The following is a 16698-nucleotide window of genomic DNA, read 5'->3' as shown; positions in this document are numbered from 1 at the left end:
GGTGCCTTCCATGGTCACCCGCCGCCACTTCCTCCGTTCGATCGCCGCCACTGCCGCCGTCGCCGTCGGTGGTGTGCCGCTTGCCGGCCAGGCCGGCGAGCGTGGCCCCGTCGTCGTCGAGCTGTTCACCTCGCAGGGCTGCTCGTCTTGCCCGGCGGCGGACAAGTTCCTGGCCGAACTGGCCGGCCGCGGCGACGTGATCGCCCTCTCCTTCCATGTCGACTACTGGAACTACATGGGCTGGACCGACCCGTTCAGCCGGGTCGAGAGCTCGGCCCGCCAGCGCGGCTACAAGGCCGCCATGGGCCTGCGCTACGTCTATACCCCGCAGATGGTGATCGACGGCCGGGCCCAGGCGGTCGGCACCGAGCGCGAGACGGTCGAGCGGATGATCCGCGAGGCGGCGACCAAGCCGCACCTGCCGGTCGAGCTGTTGCAGGACGGCAGCACCGTGACGGCCGTGCTGCCGGAGCGGGCCGGCGCCGGCCCGGCGACGGTGTGGCTGGCGGTCTTCGCCCGCACCCACAAGACCGTCGTCGAGCGCGGCGAGAACAGCGGGCGCGCGATGGTGAACGCCCATGTCGTGCATTCGATGGTGCCGATCGGCGAGTGGTCGGGTGCCGCGCAGCGGCTGGCCTATACCTCCGACGCGCTGACGGCCGGCCGGGGTGCTGTCATCATCGTCCAGGCCAAGGAGCATGGCCCGATCCTGGGTGCGGCGATGATCCGCCCGCCGACGAGCTAGCTAGGCGACCAGGGGCCGCCGCCCCAGGTCCTGGTAGAAGCGCAGCAGGTAGCCGTCCGGGTCGAGCAGGATGAACTGCCGGTTGCCGACCTCGTGCGTCCCCGCGCGATACCACTTCTCCTCCATCTCCAGGAAGATCGTGGTCCCGGCGGCGCGGGCGGCCCGGTGCAGCCCGTCGACGTCGGCCACCCGGATCTGCAGGTTGATGCCGCGGCCGAACGGGTGGGCGATCGGCCCCGCCAGCCACGTCCGGCTGCCCGCGACCGCCGGCCCCGAGGCCAGCCGGTCGAGCATCAGTTCGGCCCCCTCGCGCTCGAGATAGGCAAAGCCCTCCTCGGGCCGGGCGTAGCGGACGTGGAAGCCCAGCACGCCCGTATAGAAGGCCAGGCTGCGGTCGATGTCGGTGCAATAGAGTTCCGGCACCAGCGCGTTGCCCATCGGCCTACCCCGCCATGCGGATGAGCGCCGGGGCAAGGTCGCCGCGCGCCGTGATCGTCAGCCCGTCCAGCCCCAGCCAGCGGGCGAGCCCGGCAAGCTCCATATGGAGCGCCGGCGCCACCGCCGCCGGATCGACCCCGGGCTCGCCATGGGCAGCCAGCACCAGCAGCCGGCCGGCGGCGCGATCGGACTTCAGGTCGATGCGCCCGACCAGCCGGTCGCCCAGCAGGAACGGCAGGACGTAATAGCCATGCGTGCGCTTGGCGGCCGGCGTGTAGAGGGCGATGCGGTAGTGGAAGCCGAACAGCCGCTCCGTCCGGTCGCGCTCCCAGATCAGCGAATCGAAGGGCGACAGCAGGACCGCGGCCGCGATCCGCCGGGGCAGGCGCGCCTCGGCGTGCAGATAGGCGGTCTGGTCCCAGCCTTCGACCGCGACCGGGCGCAGGTCGCCTGCCTCCACCAGTTCGGCCAGGCGCTGCTTGCTGCCCTCCACCGGCAGGCGGAAATAGTCGCGCAGGTCACGATAGGTGGCGATACCGAGCGCGCGCGCGGCAATGCGCAGCAGCCGGCGCTGGGCCTCGTCCTCGGCCGGCGCCGCGGCCGCCAGCACGGCCGCCGGCAGCACGCGTTCGGGCAGGTCGTAGATGCGCTCGAAGTTGCGGCGGGTGGCGGTCGTCACCTGGCCGGTCCAGAACAGGTACTCCAGCGCGGACTTGCCGTCGCTCCAGCCCCACCAGCCGCCTTCGCCGCGGCTGCCGTCCGACAGGTCGCCGGCGCCGAGCGCGCCGCGGTCGGTCACCTCGTCCAGGACCCGGGCGATATAGTCGCCGCGCTCGGCGCCGAAGCGCGCCAGGCCGCTGTAGAGGCCCCTGCCCTCGCGCGCGCCATTCATCCGCCAGCGCATCAGCGGATGCAGTTCCAGCGGCAGCAGCGAGGCCTCGTGGCCCCAATATTCGAAGAGGCTGCGACGCCGGTCATAGGCCAGGCGGTCGAGCAGTGCGGTCGGATACTGGCCCAGCCGGGCGTGCAGCGGCAGGTAGTGGGACCGCACCAGGACGTTGACCGAATCGATCTGCAAGAGCCCGACCCGGTCCAGCACCCGGCGGACATGGCGCGCGTCGACCGGCCCGGTCGGCCGCGCCTCGGCGAAGCCCTGGGCAGCCAGCGCGATGCGCCGCGCCTCGGCGGCGGAGAAACGGTCCCTGGCCATCGTCGGCGCCGCCGGTCAGGCGGCTTCGACCCGCAAGGTGGCGCCATCCACGCCGACCACGCGGATGCGCTGGCCGGCCGGCAGGTCGGGGCCGCTCACCCGCCACATGGTGTCCTCGACATGGGCGCGGCCGACCCCGTCGACGATCGGCTGGTCCAGCGTCAGCAGCCGGCCGACATACTGCTCGCCCCGGCGGTTCAGGTGCGGCTGGTCGGTGACGGCCGGGCGCGCCCGCATCCAGCGCCGCGACAGGGTGACGTCGGCGATGGCGAAGAGCGCGAACAGCAGCACCTGGTACTGCCAGTGCAGGTCGGGCCACAGCCAGGCGACGCCGCCCACCAGCAGGGCGGCGATGCCGAGCCAGAGGAAATAGACCCCGGGCGCCACCATCTCGACGACGGCCAGGATCGCCCCCAGGCTGAGCCAGTGCCAGAACTCGATGCCGGACATGCCGCTGCGTTCCGGGCCTAGGCCGGCGGAATCCCCGGCGGCAGGGTCGGCGGCAGCGTCGGCGCCGGCCTCGTGGCGAACGCCTCGCGCGCCAGTTCGCCGATGCCGGCGATCGAGCCGATCACGCTGGCGGCCTCCAGCGGCATCATCAGGACCTTCTGGTTCGGGGCCGAGGCCACCTTCTCCAGGGCGGCGACATAGCGCTGGGCCACGAAGTAGTTGACCGCCTGCACGCTGCCCGCGCCGATCGCCTGGGAAACCACCGCCGTCGCGCGGGCTTCCGCCTCAGCCTCGCGCTCGCGCGCCTCGGCGTCGCGGAAAGCAGCCTCGCGCCGGCCCTCGGCCGCCAGGATGGTCGCCTGCTTCTCGCCCTCCGCCTTGAGGATGGCGGCCTGGCGCAGGCCCTCGGCCTCCAGGATGGCGGCGCGCTTGTCGCGCTCGGCCTTCATCTGGCGGCCCATGCTGTCGACCAGATCGCGCGGCGGCGAGATGTCCTTGATCTCGATGCGCGTCACCTTCACGCCCCAGCTTGTGGTCGCCTCGTCCACCACGGTCAGGAGCTGGGCGTTGATCTTGTCGCGCTGGGACAGCAGCTCGTCGAGGTCCATGGAGCCCATGACGGTGCGCACGTTGGTCATGGTCAGGTTCAGGATCGCGTTCTCCAGGTGCGAGACCTCGTAGGCCGCGCGGGCGGCGTCCAGCACCTGGAAGAAGACGACGCCGTCGACCGTGACCAGCGCGTTGTCGCGCGTGATCACGTCCTGCTGCGGCACATCCAGGACGGTTTCCATCATCGACAGCTTGGCGCCGATGCGATCCACCAGCGGCACGATCAGGTTGAGGCCGGGCGTCAGGGTGCGGGTGTATCGGCCGAACCGCTCGACCGTGTACTCGCGGCCCTGGGGCACCGCCTTCACCCCCATGACGACGAGCAGCACGGCCAGCACCAGCACCAGCAGCACGAAGATCGAGAATCCGGTCATCTGGCGCTGGCTCCGATGGGTTGCCGAATGGCGCCCATTGTAGCCGAAAGCCGATTGCCGCGGAGCCGATTCGCCACAGAACCCGTTCCGAACGTTACACTGAATTTAGGTATGACGGCGGGAACCAATGGCGCCCGGGGCGGTTCGCCCCATGAGCCCGTCCGGGTGGGCCTAGTCCATCCCACCGCCGAGCCGTCCCGCCGCGACAAGCGAGAGATGGCCGGTTCGAGCGCGCGGCGACGGCGGCTGGCTCGCAGCTCAGCGCAGGAAGTAGATAAGGAAGTTCCCATGGCAATCTTCAGTTGGAACGGATCGTCGAATTTCGATCTCAAGATTCTCGGCCAGACGTTCGACTTCCGCTCGGACGTGCTGCAAATCTCCGATCCGGCCCTCCAGGCCCAGCAGTTCGACATCGTCGAGAACGGGACCGACATCGCGATCGTCAAGTCGCGGGACATCAACGGGGCGCCGCTGCCGGCGGGCGAGATTCGGTACGCCTACATCCCCAACATGCTGGCACGCCAGATCGGCGGCGACGATCCGACGCCGGCCAGCGCCAATATCGTGCTGTCGAATGGTGGCCAGCTCTGGGTCGGCGACCGGCTGACCGACACGCTGACGGACGACGCGGGCAACGACGTGACCATCCTGGCCGGCACGACGCAGTCGGTGCAGGTGTGGGGCCTTGGTGGTGCCGACACGATCTCGACCGGTGACGGCAACGACCGCGTCTATGGCAACACCGGGGCCGATTTCGTGGTCGCCGGCGCGGGCAACGATTCGGTCTATGGCGGCCAGGAGAACGACACGCTGCTGGGCGGGGCCGGCAACGACAACGTCGCGGGCGACCTCGGCAACGACCAGATCTATGGCGGGGCCGGCAACGACATCCTGTACGGCGGTGCCGGCAACGACGTCATCGACCCGGATGTCGGCAACGACACGATCTTCGCCGGCAACGGCAACGACACCGTGACGGTCGGCGACAGCGACACCGGCGACAAGCTCATCTACATGGATAAGCTGCAGGACCTGGTGAACATCATCTCGACCACGGGCGATCACATCGTCTACCTGGGAGAGAACAACGACATCGCCAACCTGGAGGCCAATGCCGGCGACGTGCAGGTCTTCGGCGACGGTGGCAATGACAGCATCATCGGCCAGAACTTCGGCGACGACACGTTCGACGGCGGGGATGACGACGATACCATCGGCATCGCCGAGGGCTCGGTCGGCGACAAGCAGTTGCTGGGCGGTGGCGGCGACGATTCGATCTATGTCGGCGACACCTCGGGCATCGGCTCGGAGGGGATCTTCCCCAATGCCGCCGTGACGGTCGAGGGCGGCGAGGGCGACGACACGGTCACCTATGAGCGCGGCCTCTTCATCACCGACGCCAATGATGGCGGCGACGGCGACGACGAGATCTCGTTCAACGGCACGACCGACCAGCAGCTCCGCGACCTGTCGTTGAAGAACTTCGAGACGGTCAACTTCAGCCAGGATGAGGACAACGTCGTCTTCGCCGACGGCAACGTCGCGGCCGGCGAGTCGATGGTGGTGTTCGGCAACGAGGGCGAGGACTACCTTGATGCCTCGCGCGAGACCAACGGCACCTACGAGCTGTTCGGCGGCCAGGAGAACGACACCCTGATCGGCGGCGCGCTCGACGACACCCTGGTCGGCGGTTATGGCGATGACGAGCTGGAAGGCGGTGCCGGCTCCGACCAGTTCATGATGGACGGCCCGTTCGAGTCGGTGGATTCGCTGGAAGACTTCACCGGCGGTGTCGACCTGCTGGTCTTCAACGGCAACAACTTCGGCGGCATGGCAGCGATTGACGGCTACAAAGGCACGACCGGCGTCGGCAGCACGGCCAACGACAACCTGCTGATCGCCACGGGCCAGGGCTATTCCGACCTGGCGCAGTTCGACACGTTCCTGTCGGAAGGTGCTGCCGACAACAACAAGCCCGGCTTCTACATCTTCTTCAATACCAGCACGAACCAGGCGGAGATGTATTTCGACGAGGACATGACCAGCACCGCGGGCGCGGAGCTGATCGCCGTCTTCAACAACATCACCGCCGTCAGCCAGCTCGACAAGCTGAACGAAGGCCCGACCGGCAACAACTCCGGCGACTTCGTCATCATGTGACCGGCGCCCCCCGGAGCGCCCTGGCGCTCCGGGGGGACCCCCGCTATTCGACGAAGCGGTTGGTGAAGAAGTCCGCCGGCTTGTAGCCCGGCTTCAGCAGGCCGGCTTCCTCGCCCGAGCGGATCGTCTCCTTCCAGTCGATCTCCGACTGCCAGCCGATCGGCTTGCCCTTGGTGTTGGGCGTGTCGAAATAGGGGCGATAGGCCGCGATCTGGCCCTTCAGGATGTCGGGATTGAGCTTGGCGTTGGGCCGCGCCTTCATGATGGCGGCCACCGCCTCGTCGGCATTGCCGGCGAAGATGTGGTCCCAGGCGCGGATCTGGTTCTTCACGAACCGGCCCAGCAGCTCGGGCGACTTCTGCACCATCTCCTCGCGGACATAGAGCCCGGTGCCGGGCGAGGACACCCCGTATTCGGCAGCGTCGATAACGCGCGACGGGCGGCGGTCGCCGATGACCGGCAGGACGTAGGGGCCGATGCTCATCACCGCGTCGGCCTGGCCGGCCGCGTAGGCGGCGTTGAAGGCGCCGGCATCCAGGAAGACGATCGTCAGGTCGTTGCGGGTGAGCCCGCCATTCTTCAGGAAGCTGTCGAGGAAGGGGACCCACGGGCTGGCGGCAAACAGCAGCACGCGCTTGCCGCGCAGGTCGGCCACGGTGCGGATCGGGCCGTTCGCATCGACCAGCACGCCGAGGTCGGTGCGGCGCGACAGGCCGGCGATCGAGATCAGCGGCGCGCCCTTGCCCTTGGCGACCGCCATGGCACCGAGCCCGCCCGTGCCGATGTCCATCTGGCCGGCGGCGACGAGCTGGATGCTGGCCATGCTGCCGCGGCCGTCCTTGATGTCGGCTTCGAAGCCGGCCTCGCGGTTCCAGCCCTTGGCCTCGGCCAGGAACAGGGCCGCCGTGGTGCCGGCCGGCTCCAGGGCAAGCTGCACGGTGACCTTGGACAGGGTCTGCGCGCCGGCCCCGCCGGCGGCCGCCACGCATGCCGCCGACAGGATCGCCAGGCCGGCCGCCAGTCTACGCACCAGACCCGGGCCCTTCACCAGATCCAGGCGCTTCACCAGATGCCGCATCCCACTATTCCTTTCGATGGTTCATGTCAGCGGCCGCGCCGCTCGGAACGGATGGAGACGTGCCAGGGGATGACCTTGCGCTCGATGAAGGCCAGCAGGTGGAACAGCGAGGTCCCGACCATCCCCAGGATGACCACGGCCACGAAGGCGCGCGGCGTGTCGAAGGCGCCCTGGGCGGTCAGGATGACGTAGCCCAGCCCCTGCTCGCCGGCGACGAACTCGCCGACGATGGCACCGATCAGGGTGAAGGTGGTGGCGGCCTTCAAGGCGCCGAACAGGTTCGGCAGGGCCTGGGGCAGGCGCACCTTCAGCAGGATGGTGAGGCGGCTCGCGCGCTTGGAATAGGCCATGTTCAGCACCTCTGGATCGACCGAGCGCAGGCCGACCACGGTGTTGATGACGATGGTGAAGACCGCGATCATCGCCGCGATCACCACCTTCTGCGTCATCCCGGTGCCGAGATAGATGACGAGCAGCGGCGCCAGCGCCACCTTGGGCACGCTGTGCAGCGCCGACAGCAGCGTGAACAGCACCCGGTCGAAGATCCGCGAAGAGACGATGAGAAGCGCCAGCGCCACCCCCACCACCAGCGCGAAGAGGAAGCCCGTCACCGTCGTCGTCAGGGTGAAGGCGGTGTTGGACAGGTAGAAGGCGGGCGAGGACATGAACTCCGTCGCCACCACCACCGGCGAGGGCAGCAGGAAGGGCGGGATGCGGAAGATCATCACGACCGCCTGCCAGATCGCCACCACGCTGCCCAGGACCAGGATGACGGGCAGGATGTCGGTCAGGAATCGCGACCGGCGGCGGCGGGCGATTGCGACGCTAGCCATTGCGGATGATCCCCAGGCCGGTGATGGTCGCGCGGATTTCGGCGCTGTAGCGGATGAAGGGCTGGGTCTCGCGATCGGCCAGCGTGCGCGGCCGCGGCAGGTCGACCACGAACTCGGCCGCGATGCGTCCGGGGTTGCGGTCCATGACGATGATGCGGTCCGACAGGAACACCGCCTCGGGCACGCTGTGGGTGATGAAGAGGGCGGTCTTCTTGTCGCGCAGCCAGATCCGCTGCAGCTCCAGGTTCAGTTCGTCCCGCGTCATCGCGTCGAGCGCGCCGAAAGGCTCGTCCATCAGGAGGAAGCCCGGATTGTCGACCAGCGCCCGGCAGATGGCGACGCGCTGGCGCATGCCGCCCGACAGTTCCCACGGGTAGCGGTCCTCGTAACCCGCCAGGCCGAAGAGATCGAGGAGCTGGCGCGCCCGCTCCTCGAAGTCACGCGGCTTCAGCCCGAGGAACTCGACGCTGATCAGGACATTCTGCAGGTTGGTGCGCCAGTCCAGCAGCAGGTCGCGCTGGAAGACGATGCCGAGGTCGGCCGGCGGCCGGGTCACCGCCTTGCCGTCGATCAGGATGCGCCCGGCCGAGACCGGCTCCAGCCCGGCGATGCATTTCAGCAGCGTGCTCTTGCCGCAGCCGCTGGGGCCCAGCACCGTCAGGAACTCGCTGTCGTGGATCTGCAGGTCGATCCCCTCCAGCGCCGTGACCGGCCCGCGGTCGGATTCGTAGGATTTCGACAGGCCCGCCACCTCCACCCGGACGATGCCGGGCGGGGTGGCAGGGCGCTGGTCTTCCTCGATCGTCACTGGCCGGACGACCGGCCCGGATGCGGCGCCGCGGCTCATTGCGCGGCGGCGAGGGGCTTTTCGGCGGCCGCCGTCTTGTAGGGCGAGGGATAGATGCGCGAGTAGAGATCCACCATCCACTCGCCGATCTTGATGTTCTTGGTGCGGTCGAGCGAGCTGTGGAACTGCGGCAGGTCGGTCGGCGCGGGGTTCGTCACCAACGGCTTGAAGATGGTGTCGTAGTCCGGATTGACGAAGAACGGCACCGAGTAGCGCTCAAGCCCGTAGCGGTTCACCACCCGGTGCGGGGTCGACGAGAAGATGGCATCCGACCATGCCTTCATCATCTCGCCGATGTTGACGACGTAGCTGTCGGGGATCGGCGGCACGGTCATCCAGTCGCCACCCTTGGTCAGGATCTCCAGCCCGCCCACCGTGTCCTGGGCCAGGATGGTGAAGACGCCGGTGTCGGTATGGGCGCGCGTGCCGATGCTCTCGGTCGAATCGTCGGGCGCCTGCGGCGGGTAGTGCAGGATCCGCAGCATGATCATCGGCTTGGTGAAGTAGGGACTGAACGCATCCTCGGGCAGGCCCAGCCCCAGCGCGAAGAGCGGCAGCATCCGCTGGCCCAGCGACCAGAGCTGGCCCTGGTAGGCGGTCATGTCCGGCTTCAGCGACGGCATGGCGGCGGGCCACGGGTTGGGCCCGTGCATCGGCTTGCCGGCGGCCACGTCGGGATCGTCGGCCGGCAGGTCGAGATGGATCTGGAAGGCCTCCTGCAGGTTCGCCTTCAGCTTCTGGTCGACGCCGATATGGTTGGGCGGGATGTAGCCGCGGAACAGCTTCGACCTGGAGATCGAGACGGCGTTCTTGTCGTCGGCCGGGAGCGAGAAGAACTCCTCGGCCGACTGGAACATGCGCCCGACCGAGGCGGCCGGAATCCCGTGGTTGACGATATAGAAGAAGCCGACCTCACGAGACGCCTTGGCGACCTCCTCGGCCAGGCGGGCCCGCTTGGCCGGGTCGGGGCTGTCGATATCGGCAAGGTCGATGATCGCTATTTCGCCCGGGTGGGGGGCACGCGCCTGGGGAAGCATGCGGCACTCCTGTCGCCATCGAATGAGAGGCCCCGAGCCGATCGCGGCACCTGCCGGCCATGGGCATGAAAAATGGTATACCGAAGGAATACCATTGCGCCATCCCGTTTGTGCCCAGCCTTGGCGACTGTATCCAAGTTCCGTGCCGGCTCGGTTCTCCTCCATTCGCGATCGGTCGCCGGTCGACCGATCCCCCTTCCCGACCCGCCCGGCTTCAGGCGGGTGGCAGGGCGGCCGGCGCCGTCGGCGGCACGGCGCGCAGCGCAATGGTGGCCGCGTCCTCCACCTCCAGTTCGCCGATGCGCTCGCCGCGCTTGGTGACCTTGTCGGTCGAGATGCGGATCTGGCGCACGTCCTCGCTCGTCTGGTCGAAATGGCGCTGCAGGCGCCCGACCCGGTCGTCGAGGCGGCCGACATCGTCGATCAGCAGCCGCACCTCCTTCTGCACCAGACCCGCCTGCTCGCGCATGCGCACGTCCTTCAGCACCGCGCGCACGGTGTTGAGCGTCGCCATCAGCGTGGTCGGCGACACGATCCAGACACGCGAGAGGTAGGACTTCTCGACCACCTCGGGGAAGTTCGCGTGCAGCTCGGCATAGACCGCCTCGGCCGGGATGAACATCAGCGCGCTCTCGGCCGTCTGGCCCGGCACGATGTACTTGTCGGCAATGGCGCGGACATGCAGCAGGATTGCCGCGGCGAAGGCCCGGCTGGCGACCAGGCGCGCGGCATCGTCCTTGGCCTGGCGCAGGGCGTGCCAGCTTTCCAGCGGGAACTTGGCGTCGATGGCGATCGAGCCGGGCGGGTTCGGCAGGTGCAACAGGCAGTCGACGCGCCGCCCGTCGCCCAGCGGCGCCTGGAAGGCATAGGCCGAGGGCGGCAGGATGCCGGACACCAGCGCCTCGAGCTGGACCTCGCCGAAGGCGCCGCGCGCCTGCTTGTTGGACAGGATGTCCTGGAGCTGGACGACCTGGGTCGACAGCTCGGTGATCTTGGTCTGGGCAGCGTCGATCACCGCCAGCCGGGCCGTCAGGTCGCCCAGCGTCACCGCCGCCGCCTGGGCATTGCGCTCCAGCGTCTGGCCGACGCTCTGTCCCAGCCGCGCCAGTCGCTGTTCGACCGCCTCGGCGATGTGGCGCTCCTGGGCGGCCAGCCGCTCGGCGGTGGCGGCCTGGGCGGCGGTCGCCTGCTCGGCCATCTGGGCCAACCGGCCGGCCAGGGCCGCCTGGCTGTCGGCCAGCCGGTCGCTCATTTCGCGCAGTTCATCGGCAGCCCCGCCGCCCCGCCGCATGAGGAGAACCGCGACGATGACGGCGGCTGCGGCCACCACGAGGGCGGCGACGATGATCGGGTTCATTTCCATCAGACCTTCGCCCCGGCCATGCCGAGTGCCTTCATCGATTCACCGCGTAGCTGCGACCACAGCCGCGCCGTCACTCGGCCGAACGCCTCCTCCGCGACGATGCGGCTGTCGCGGTCGCGCGGCCAGCCGGTCTCCACCATGTCGATGAAGCGGCCGGGGCGGGACGACATGACGCCGACGCGGTCGGACAGCATCGCGGCCTCGTCCAGCGCGTGAGTGATCAGCATGACGGTGGCGCCGGTGCGCCGCCACAGGTTCAGCAACTCGTCGCCCATCAGCAGGCGCGTCTGCTGGTCGAGCGCGCCGAAGGGCTCGTCGAGCAGGATCAGGCGCGGCTGCATCACCAGCGTGCGGGCGATGCACACGCGCTGGCGCATGCCGCCCGAGAGCTGGGCCGGGTAGGCGCGGGCGAAATCCTTCAGGCCCATGAACGACACCGCGTCGTCGACGCGGCGGCGGATCTCCTCGCCGTCGACGCCGGCGCGGCGCAGGCCGAAGGCGGCGTTGTCCCACACGGTCAGCCAGGGGAAGGACGCATCTTCCTGGAAGACGACTCCGACGCCGTCCGGCACCTCGCCCCGCACTTCCTTGCCCTCGAACAGGATGCGGCCGTCGGACGGTGCCGACAGGCCGGCCAGCACGTCGAGCAGGGTGGACTTGCCGCAGCCGGACGGGCCGACCACCGACAGGAACTCGCCCCGCCGCAGCACCATGTCGATCGGCCCCAGCGCGTGGACGGGCGGGTTGCCGGAATTGGACGGGTAGACGCGGGTCACACCTTCGACGACGGCATGGTCGCCCGATCCACCACCGTTCGATCCGCCACCGTTCGATCCGGCCGCCCCGGCGCTCTGGCTTGCTGCCTGGTTCACGGTTCCTCCCCTTTTATCCGGCGGCGAGGATAGGTAGCCCGGCCGGGCGGGACAAGCGCCGGGCGCTCACGCCGGCCGGGCGGGACGGTCCTTGACCATGATCGCGGTGGGCTGGCCGGCATAATCGACCGTCTCATGGTCGCGCCAGCCGAGCCCGGCATAGTAGCCCCGCTTGTCGAAGGTGAAGAGATAGAGGCGCGGGATCGCCAGGCGCCATGCCTCAGCCTCGGCCGCCGCGCACAGCGCCGCCCCCAGGCCACGGCTGCGCTGCCCGGGCAGCACGAACACGGTCGCGAGCCACGGGTTGAGGTCGGGCCGGGTCTCCATGTCGTCGGCCATGATGCTGGCGGTGCCGAGCGCCGATCCGTCCGGCGCCACGGCCACCACCGCCAGCGGCAGGCGGTCGTGGTTCATCCGGGCCTCGAGGCTGGCGGTGCGGACCGCCACCGTCTTCTGCGGGAAGGTGGCGCCCCAGAATTCCCACAGCGCCCGGGCCAGCGGCGGGACGAGGTCGGGGCGGTCGGCCAGCGGCACGATCCGCCAGGCAGTTTCGGGGACATCGGTCATGGCGATCGGACGATATCAGGCTGCCGGCGGCCATGGCGAGTGGCCCGGCACGCGCCGTGCTAACCTTGCCGACAGAGCGCCGCCATGCGGCCCCCCGCGGGAGAAGGAGTTCGGGAATGGAGGAGCGGACGCTGGCGGCGATCGTCATCGGGCAATCGCCGCGGCCGGATGTGGCCGCCCTGCTGCAGGCCGCCGTCGGGCCCGGCACGCGCGTGCGCCTGGTCGGCTGCATGGACGGCCTGTCGCGGGACGAGATGGCGGCCGTGCCGCCGGTCGATGACGGCGACACGCTGTTCACCAAGCTGCCGGACGGCAGCGGTGCCGTCCTGTCCAAGCGCCTGGTGACCACGCGCGCCCAGGCGCTGGTCGACGGCTTCGCGGCCGAGGCGGGCGTGGGCGCCACCCTGATGTGCTGCACCGGCGCCTTCCCCGGCCTGAAGCCTGCCGGCGTCGTCATCTTCCCCTCGGCCCTCTTGTCGGGCCTGGCGGACGGGCTGCTGCCGGCCGGGCGGCTGGGCCTGCTGGTGCCGCTGCCGGCCCAGACCGGGGCCCTGGCCGCCAAGTGGGAGCGCCCGGGGCTGGAGGTGGTGGCCGAGGCGCTGCTGCCGCTGGCCGACGACGCCGAGGCGATGGCGGCTGGCGACCGCATGGCCGCCCATCGGCCGGATCTGGTCGTCATGGACTGCATCAGCTACACGCCGGCCCACCGCGCCGCCGTGCGCCGCCGCCTGTCCTGCCCGGTGCTGCTGGGCATCACCACCACCGCCGCCATCCTCCGGGAGATGTTCCTGTGACCGTGCGCACCACCCCGATCCCCCTGGAAGACATCGAATCGCTGGCGGTTGGTGCCTGGATTCTCGGCACCGGCGGCGGCGGCAGCCCCTATCTGGGACTGCTGAACATGCGCCAGCTCTATGCCGAGGGCCGCCAGGTCTCGCTGATGGACCCGTTCGACCTGGCGGACGACGACGACGTCGCCGTCGTCTCCAACATGGGTGCGCCGCTGGTCGGCCAGGAGCGGCTGACCGACAGCCGCACCGTCGCGCGCGCGGTCGAGATCATGGAGCGCTACCAGGGCCGCAAGTTCCGCGCCGTCATGTCGCTGGAGATCGGCGGCGGCAACGCCATCCAGCCCCTGATGGCAGCGGCCCACCTGGGCATCCCCGTGGTCGATGCCGACTGCATGGGCCGCGCCTTCCCCGAGGCGCAGATGACCAGCTTCGCCATCGGCGACCTGCAGCCCTGGCCGCTCTCCATGGCCGACTGCCGCGGGCAGGAAGTGATCGTCGCCCGCGTCACCACCTGGAAATGGATGGAGCGCGTCAGCCGCAAGGCCTGCGTCGAGCTGGGCTCGGTCGCGTCCACCTGCAAGGCGCCGCGCACCGGCCGCGAGGTGAAGGACTGGGCGATCCACCACACCACCACCAAGGCGATCGGCCTGGGCCGCGCCGTGCGCGCGGCCCAGCGCCGCCACAGCGACCCGATCGCGGCCATCCTGGAGGCCGAGGGCGGCTTGCGCCTGTTCGCGGGCAAGGTGTCGGACATCGCGCGGCGGACGACCGAGGGCTTCCTGCGTGGCACCGCCACCATCGAAGGGCTGGACGGCGACCGCGGCGCCCGCATGGAGATCGCCTTCCAGAACGAATGGGCGGTCGCCTGGCGCGACGGCGTGCCGGTCGCGACCGTGCCCGACCTGATTTGCGTGCTGGATGCCGTGACGGGCGAGGCGATCGGCACCGAGACCCTGCGCTACGGCCAGCGCGTGGCGGTGGTGGCGCTGCCCGCCCCGCCGATCCTGATGACGCCCAAGGGGCTGGAGCATGTGGGCCCCCGGGCATTCGGCTACGACATCGAGTTCCGATCGGTCTTCGCGCCGACGGCGGCGGAGTAAAGGCGATGCGACGGATTGGAATCGATGTCGGCGGCACCAACACCGATGCGGTGCTGATCGCCGGCAGCAACGTCGTGCGCGCGGTCAAGACCGCCACCACGGCCGACGTGACCGGCGGCATCCTGGCGGCCCTGAAGGCGCTGTCGCGCTTTCCCGAAGTGACCGGCCAGCCGATCGACGCGGTGATGATCGGCACCACCCACTTCATCAACGCGGTCGTCCAGGGCCGCTCGCTGAACCGGGTGGGCGCGCTGCGCATCGGCCTGCCGGCGGGGGCGACCTTGCCGCCCTTCTGCGACTGGCCGCCGGCCCTGGCCGACCTGGTGCGCGGCGAGGTGGCGATGGTCGAGGGCGGGCACGACTATGACGGCCGGCCCTTCATGCCCCTCGACCGGGCCGCGGTCACGGCCGCCGCCCACCGCTTCGCCGCGGCCGGGCTGAAGGCCGTCGCCATTGCCTCCGTCTTCTCGCCGATCGACCCGTCCTGCGAGACCGAGGCGGCGGAGATCGTGCGCACCATCATTCCCGACGCCGCCATCACCTGCTCGCACGAGCTGGGGCGGATCGGCCTGCTGGAGCGCGAGAACGCGGCCCTGATGAACGCCGCCCTGGCCGAGCTGGCGCGGGAGACGGTGGCCGCCTTCGAGGCCGCCATCGCCGAGAGCGGCCTGAAGGCGCCGCTCTACATCACCCAGAACGACGGCACGGTGATGCTGGCCGCCCACGCCATGCGCCAGCCGGTGCTGAGCTTCGCGTCGGGCGCCACCAACTCCATGCGCGGCGCGGCCTTCCTGTCGGGCATCGCCGACGCCATGGTGATCGACGTCGGCGGCACCACCACCGACATCGGCCAACTCCGCCACGGCTTCCCGCGCGAGGCCAACGGCGTGGTCGAGGTGGGCGGCGTGCGCACGCTCTTCCGCATGCCCGACCTGCTGTCGATCGGGTTGGGCGGCGGCAGCCATGTGGAGGCCGACGGCGACGTGGTGGGCCCGCTCAGCGTCGGCCACCGCCTGACGACCGAGGCCCTGGTGTTCGGCGGCAGCCGCCTGACGACGAGCGACGTGGCGGTCGCGGCCGGCATGCTGGAGCTGGGCGACCGGGCCCGCGTCGCCCACCTGGACCCGGCACTGATCGGGCGCATGCTGGCCCGCGCCCATGCCATGGTCGAGGAGAACGTCGACCGCATGAAGACCGATTCCGCCCCCCTGCCGCTGATCGCGGTCGGCGGCGGCGCCTTCCTGGTGCCCGACGCGGTCGCCGGCACCAGCCAGGTGGTGCGCGTCACCCATGGCGACTGCGCCAACGCGGTGGGGGCGGCCATCGCCCAGGTCTCGGGCGAGATCGACCAGGTGTTCCAAGGGATGGGCCGCACCGAAGCGGTCGCCGCCGCCACCGGCCTGGCCCAGGACCGGGCGGTCGCGGCCGGCGCCGACGCCGCCACGCTGCAGACGATCGAGGTGGAGGATATCCCGCTGGCCTACCTGCCGGGCAACGCGCTGCGGGTGCGGGTGCGGGTGGTGGGGATATTGGGGCGGCGGGCTAGCCGCCGCAGACCGCCGCCAGCCGCACCATCGTGACGCCCTTGCGCCGGAAGCCCAGGCTGTCGGCCGCCCCCCGGCTGAGGTCGATGATCTTGGGCGTGCGCCGCGCGTGGCGGTCGTTGATGCGCACCACGACCGAGCGGCCGTTGGAGACGTTGGTCACGCGCACCCGGGTGCCGAACGGCAAGGTCAGGTGGGCCGCGGTCAGCGCGCCCATGTCGAATTCCTCGCCGTTAGCGGTGCGCTGGCCGTGGTGGCGCACGCCGTAATAGTGCGCCCGGCCCGATTGCCGGTACGGCGCCACGTCGGCGCCGCCGCAGGGCCGGCCCGGGTCCATGTGGGCGGACCGGAGGGTCTTGGGTGCCTTGGCGCTCTTGGAGGCCTTGGCCTTGCCGGAGGTCTTGGCGATCCGCGACGGCTTGGCCGGCTTGGACGGCTTCGCCTGGGGCAGCTTCACCCGCTCCGAACTGGGTCTGGCCACTGCGGCAACCTGCGTCTCCACCTGGGCGGAGACGGGGACGGGGCCGGCGACGAACAGGGCCGCCAGCAGGATTGCCATCAGTGCCGTGGGGGGAATCGGCACGCGCATGGGAATCCGATACCACCCCTGGGGGCTGACGGCAAACCGATCCCCATTCCTCGAAGCGCATGGGCGGGAGGAGGCGGGCGGGTTATGCTCG

17 protein-coding genes are annotated in these 16698 nt (G+C 70.1%); 5 read left to right on the top strand and 12 right to left on the bottom strand.

Annotated elements, in window-relative coordinates; genetic code table 11:
- Positions 1–10: 10 nt before the first annotated feature.
- Complete coding sequence (locus tag STVA_RS00235; protein ID WP_123690094.1) at positions 11–745, top strand: DUF1223 domain-containing protein; 735 nt, start codon at positions 11–13, stop codon at positions 743–745.
- On the opposite strand, the gene STVA_RS00230 is transcribed toward STVA_RS00235, so the two are convergent.
- Genes STVA_RS00230 through STVA_RS00215 form a run of 4 tightly spaced genes read right to left on the bottom strand, consistent with a single transcriptional unit; the run spans position 746 to position 3826 of the window.
- Positions 746–1183, bottom strand: a complete 438-nt coding sequence (locus STVA_RS00230; RefSeq protein WP_123690095.1) for a bleomycin resistance protein — start codon at positions 1181–1183, stop codon at positions 746–748.
- Between the two features lie 4 nt (positions 1184–1187).
- Positions 1188–2393 carry a winged helix-turn-helix domain-containing protein gene (locus STVA_RS00225; protein WP_123690096.1) on the bottom strand — a complete coding sequence of 402 codons (1206 nt, stop codon included), beginning with the start codon at positions 2391–2393 and terminating at the stop codon, positions 1188–1190.
- A 15-nt stretch (positions 2394–2408) separates the two neighbouring features.
- Positions 2409–2843, bottom strand: coding sequence for an NfeD family protein (locus tag STVA_RS00220; RefSeq protein WP_123690097.1), 435 nt, complete (start codon positions 2841–2843; stop codon positions 2409–2411).
- A gap of 17 nt (positions 2844–2860) precedes the next feature.
- Positions 2861–3826 (bottom strand): SPFH domain-containing protein, encoded by a 966-nt coding sequence (locus STVA_RS00215; protein ID WP_123690098.1) that lies wholly within the window; start codon positions 3824–3826, stop codon positions 2861–2863.
- Positions 3827–4114: 288 nt separating this feature from the next.
- Here STVA_RS00215 and STVA_RS00210 point away from each other — a divergent pair, with 288 nt between their 5' ends.
- Positions 4115–5986, top strand: a complete 1872-nt coding sequence (locus STVA_RS00210) for a calcium-binding protein (protein ID WP_170216480.1) — start codon at positions 4115–4117, stop codon at positions 5984–5986.
- Between the two features lie 43 nt (positions 5987–6029).
- Here STVA_RS00210 and STVA_RS00205 read toward each other — a convergent pair whose 3' ends face one another.
- The 7 genes from STVA_RS00205 to STVA_RS00175 form a co-directional block, all read right to left on the bottom strand.
- On the bottom strand, positions 6030–7052 hold the full coding sequence (locus STVA_RS00205; RefSeq protein WP_170216481.1) for an ABC transporter substrate-binding protein: 1023 nt from the start codon (positions 7050–7052) through the stop codon (positions 6030–6032).
- A 38-nt stretch (positions 7053–7090) separates the two neighbouring features.
- Positions 7091–7897 carry an ABC transporter permease gene (locus STVA_RS00200; RefSeq protein WP_123690101.1) on the bottom strand — a complete coding sequence of 269 codons (807 nt, stop codon included), beginning with the start codon at positions 7895–7897 and terminating at the stop codon, positions 7091–7093.
- A complete protein-coding gene (locus tag STVA_RS00195; RefSeq protein ID WP_123690102.1) occupies positions 7890–8744 on the bottom strand; it encodes an ABC transporter ATP-binding protein in 855 nt (284 codons plus the stop codon). Before STVA_RS00195 ends, STVA_RS00200 begins: the two co-directional genes overlap by 8 nt.
- Positions 8741–9781, bottom strand: a complete 1041-nt coding sequence (locus STVA_RS00190) for an isopenicillin N synthase family dioxygenase (protein ID WP_170216482.1) — start codon at positions 9779–9781, stop codon at positions 8741–8743. Before STVA_RS00190 ends, STVA_RS00195 begins: the two co-directional genes overlap by 4 nt.
- A gap of 214 nt (positions 9782–9995) precedes the next feature.
- Entirely contained in the window at positions 9996–11144 is a 1149-nt protein-coding gene (locus tag STVA_RS00185; protein WP_123690104.1) for a DNA recombination protein RmuC, read from the bottom strand.
- On the bottom strand, positions 11144–12016 hold the full coding sequence (locus tag STVA_RS00180; RefSeq protein ID WP_123690105.1) for an ABC transporter ATP-binding protein: 873 nt from the start codon (positions 12014–12016) through the stop codon (positions 11144–11146). The genes STVA_RS00185 and STVA_RS00180 overlap by 1 nt, the downstream gene beginning before the upstream one ends.
- 66 nt (positions 12017–12082) lie before the next feature.
- On the bottom strand, positions 12083–12583 hold the full coding sequence (locus STVA_RS00175) for a GNAT family N-acetyltransferase (RefSeq protein WP_123690106.1): 501 nt from the start codon (positions 12581–12583) through the stop codon (positions 12083–12085).
- Between the two features lie 116 nt (positions 12584–12699).
- Here STVA_RS00175 and STVA_RS00170 point away from each other — a divergent pair, with 116 nt between their 5' ends.
- Genes STVA_RS00170 through STVA_RS00160 form a run of 3 tightly spaced genes read left to right on the top strand, consistent with a single transcriptional unit; the run spans position 12700 to position 16054 of the window.
- Positions 12700–13377 carry an AroM family protein gene (locus STVA_RS00170; protein WP_170216483.1) on the top strand — a complete coding sequence of 226 codons (678 nt, stop codon included), beginning with the start codon at positions 12700–12702 and terminating at the stop codon, positions 13375–13377.
- A complete protein-coding gene (locus STVA_RS00165) occupies positions 13374–14474 on the top strand; it encodes a DUF917 domain-containing protein (protein WP_123690108.1) in 1101 nt (366 codons plus the stop codon). Before STVA_RS00170 ends, STVA_RS00165 begins: the two co-directional genes overlap by 4 nt.
- Positions 14475–14479: 5 nt before the next feature.
- Positions 14480–16054 (top strand): hydantoinase/oxoprolinase N-terminal domain-containing protein, encoded by a 1575-nt coding sequence (locus STVA_RS00160; protein ID WP_142235600.1) that lies wholly within the window; start codon positions 14480–14482, stop codon positions 16052–16054.
- Here the strand turns inward: STVA_RS00160 and STVA_RS28015 are convergent.
- Positions 16017–16601, bottom strand: a complete 585-nt coding sequence (locus tag STVA_RS28015; RefSeq protein WP_245978328.1) for a septal ring lytic transglycosylase RlpA family protein — start codon at positions 16599–16601, stop codon at positions 16017–16019. The genes STVA_RS00160 and STVA_RS28015 overlap by 38 nt on opposite strands.
- Positions 16602–16698 lie beyond the last annotated feature (97 nt).

The organism is Stella humosa (assembly GCF_006738645.1).
GTDB lineage: Bacteria > Pseudomonadota > Alphaproteobacteria > ATCC43930 > Allostellaceae > Allostella > Allostella humosa.
Note: the sequence above shows the minus strand (reverse complement) of the source record. Positions and strands in the feature narration are given on the sequence as shown.

Coding starts and splice junctions, on each gene's coding strand:
- STVA_RS00235 (WP_123690094.1), top strand. CDS start 11: ATGGTCACCCGCCGCCACTTCCTCCGTTCGATCGCCGCCACTGCCGCC.
- STVA_RS00230 (WP_123690095.1), bottom strand. CDS start 1,183: ATGGGCAACGCGCTGGTGCCGGAACTCTATTGCACCGACATCGACCGC.
- STVA_RS00225 (WP_123690096.1), bottom strand. CDS start 2,393: ATGGCCAGGGACCGTTTCTCCGCCGCCGAGGCGCGGCGCATCGCGCTG.
- STVA_RS00220 (WP_123690097.1), bottom strand. CDS start 2,843: ATGTCCGGCATCGAGTTCTGGCACTGGCTCAGCCTGGGGGCGATCCTG.
- STVA_RS00215 (WP_123690098.1), bottom strand. CDS start 3,826: ATGACCGGATTCTCGATCTTCGTGCTGCTGGTGCTGGTGCTGGCCGTG.
- STVA_RS00210 (WP_170216480.1), top strand. CDS start 4,115: ATGGCAATCTTCAGTTGGAACGGATCGTCGAATTTCGATCTCAAGATT.
- STVA_RS00200 (WP_123690101.1), bottom strand. CDS start 7,897: ATGGCTAGCGTCGCAATCGCCCGCCGCCGCCGGTCGCGATTCCTGACC.
- STVA_RS00195 (WP_123690102.1), bottom strand. CDS start 8,744: ATGAGCCGCGGCGCCGCATCCGGGCCGGTCGTCCGGCCAGTGACGATC.
- STVA_RS00190 (WP_170216482.1), bottom strand. CDS start 9,781: ATGCTTCCCCAGGCGCGTGCCCCCCACCCGGGCGAAATAGCGATCATC.
- STVA_RS00185 (WP_123690104.1), bottom strand. CDS start 11,144: ATGGAAATGAACCCGATCATCGTCGCCGCCCTCGTGGTGGCCGCAGCC.
- STVA_RS00175 (WP_123690106.1), bottom strand. CDS start 12,583: ATGACCGATGTCCCCGAAACTGCCTGGCGGATCGTGCCGCTGGCCGAC.
- STVA_RS00170 (WP_170216483.1), top strand. CDS start 12,700: ATGGAGGAGCGGACGCTGGCGGCGATCGTCATCGGGCAATCGCCGCGG.
- STVA_RS00160 (WP_142235600.1), top strand. CDS start 14,480: ATGCGACGGATTGGAATCGATGTCGGCGGCACCAACACCGATGCGGTG.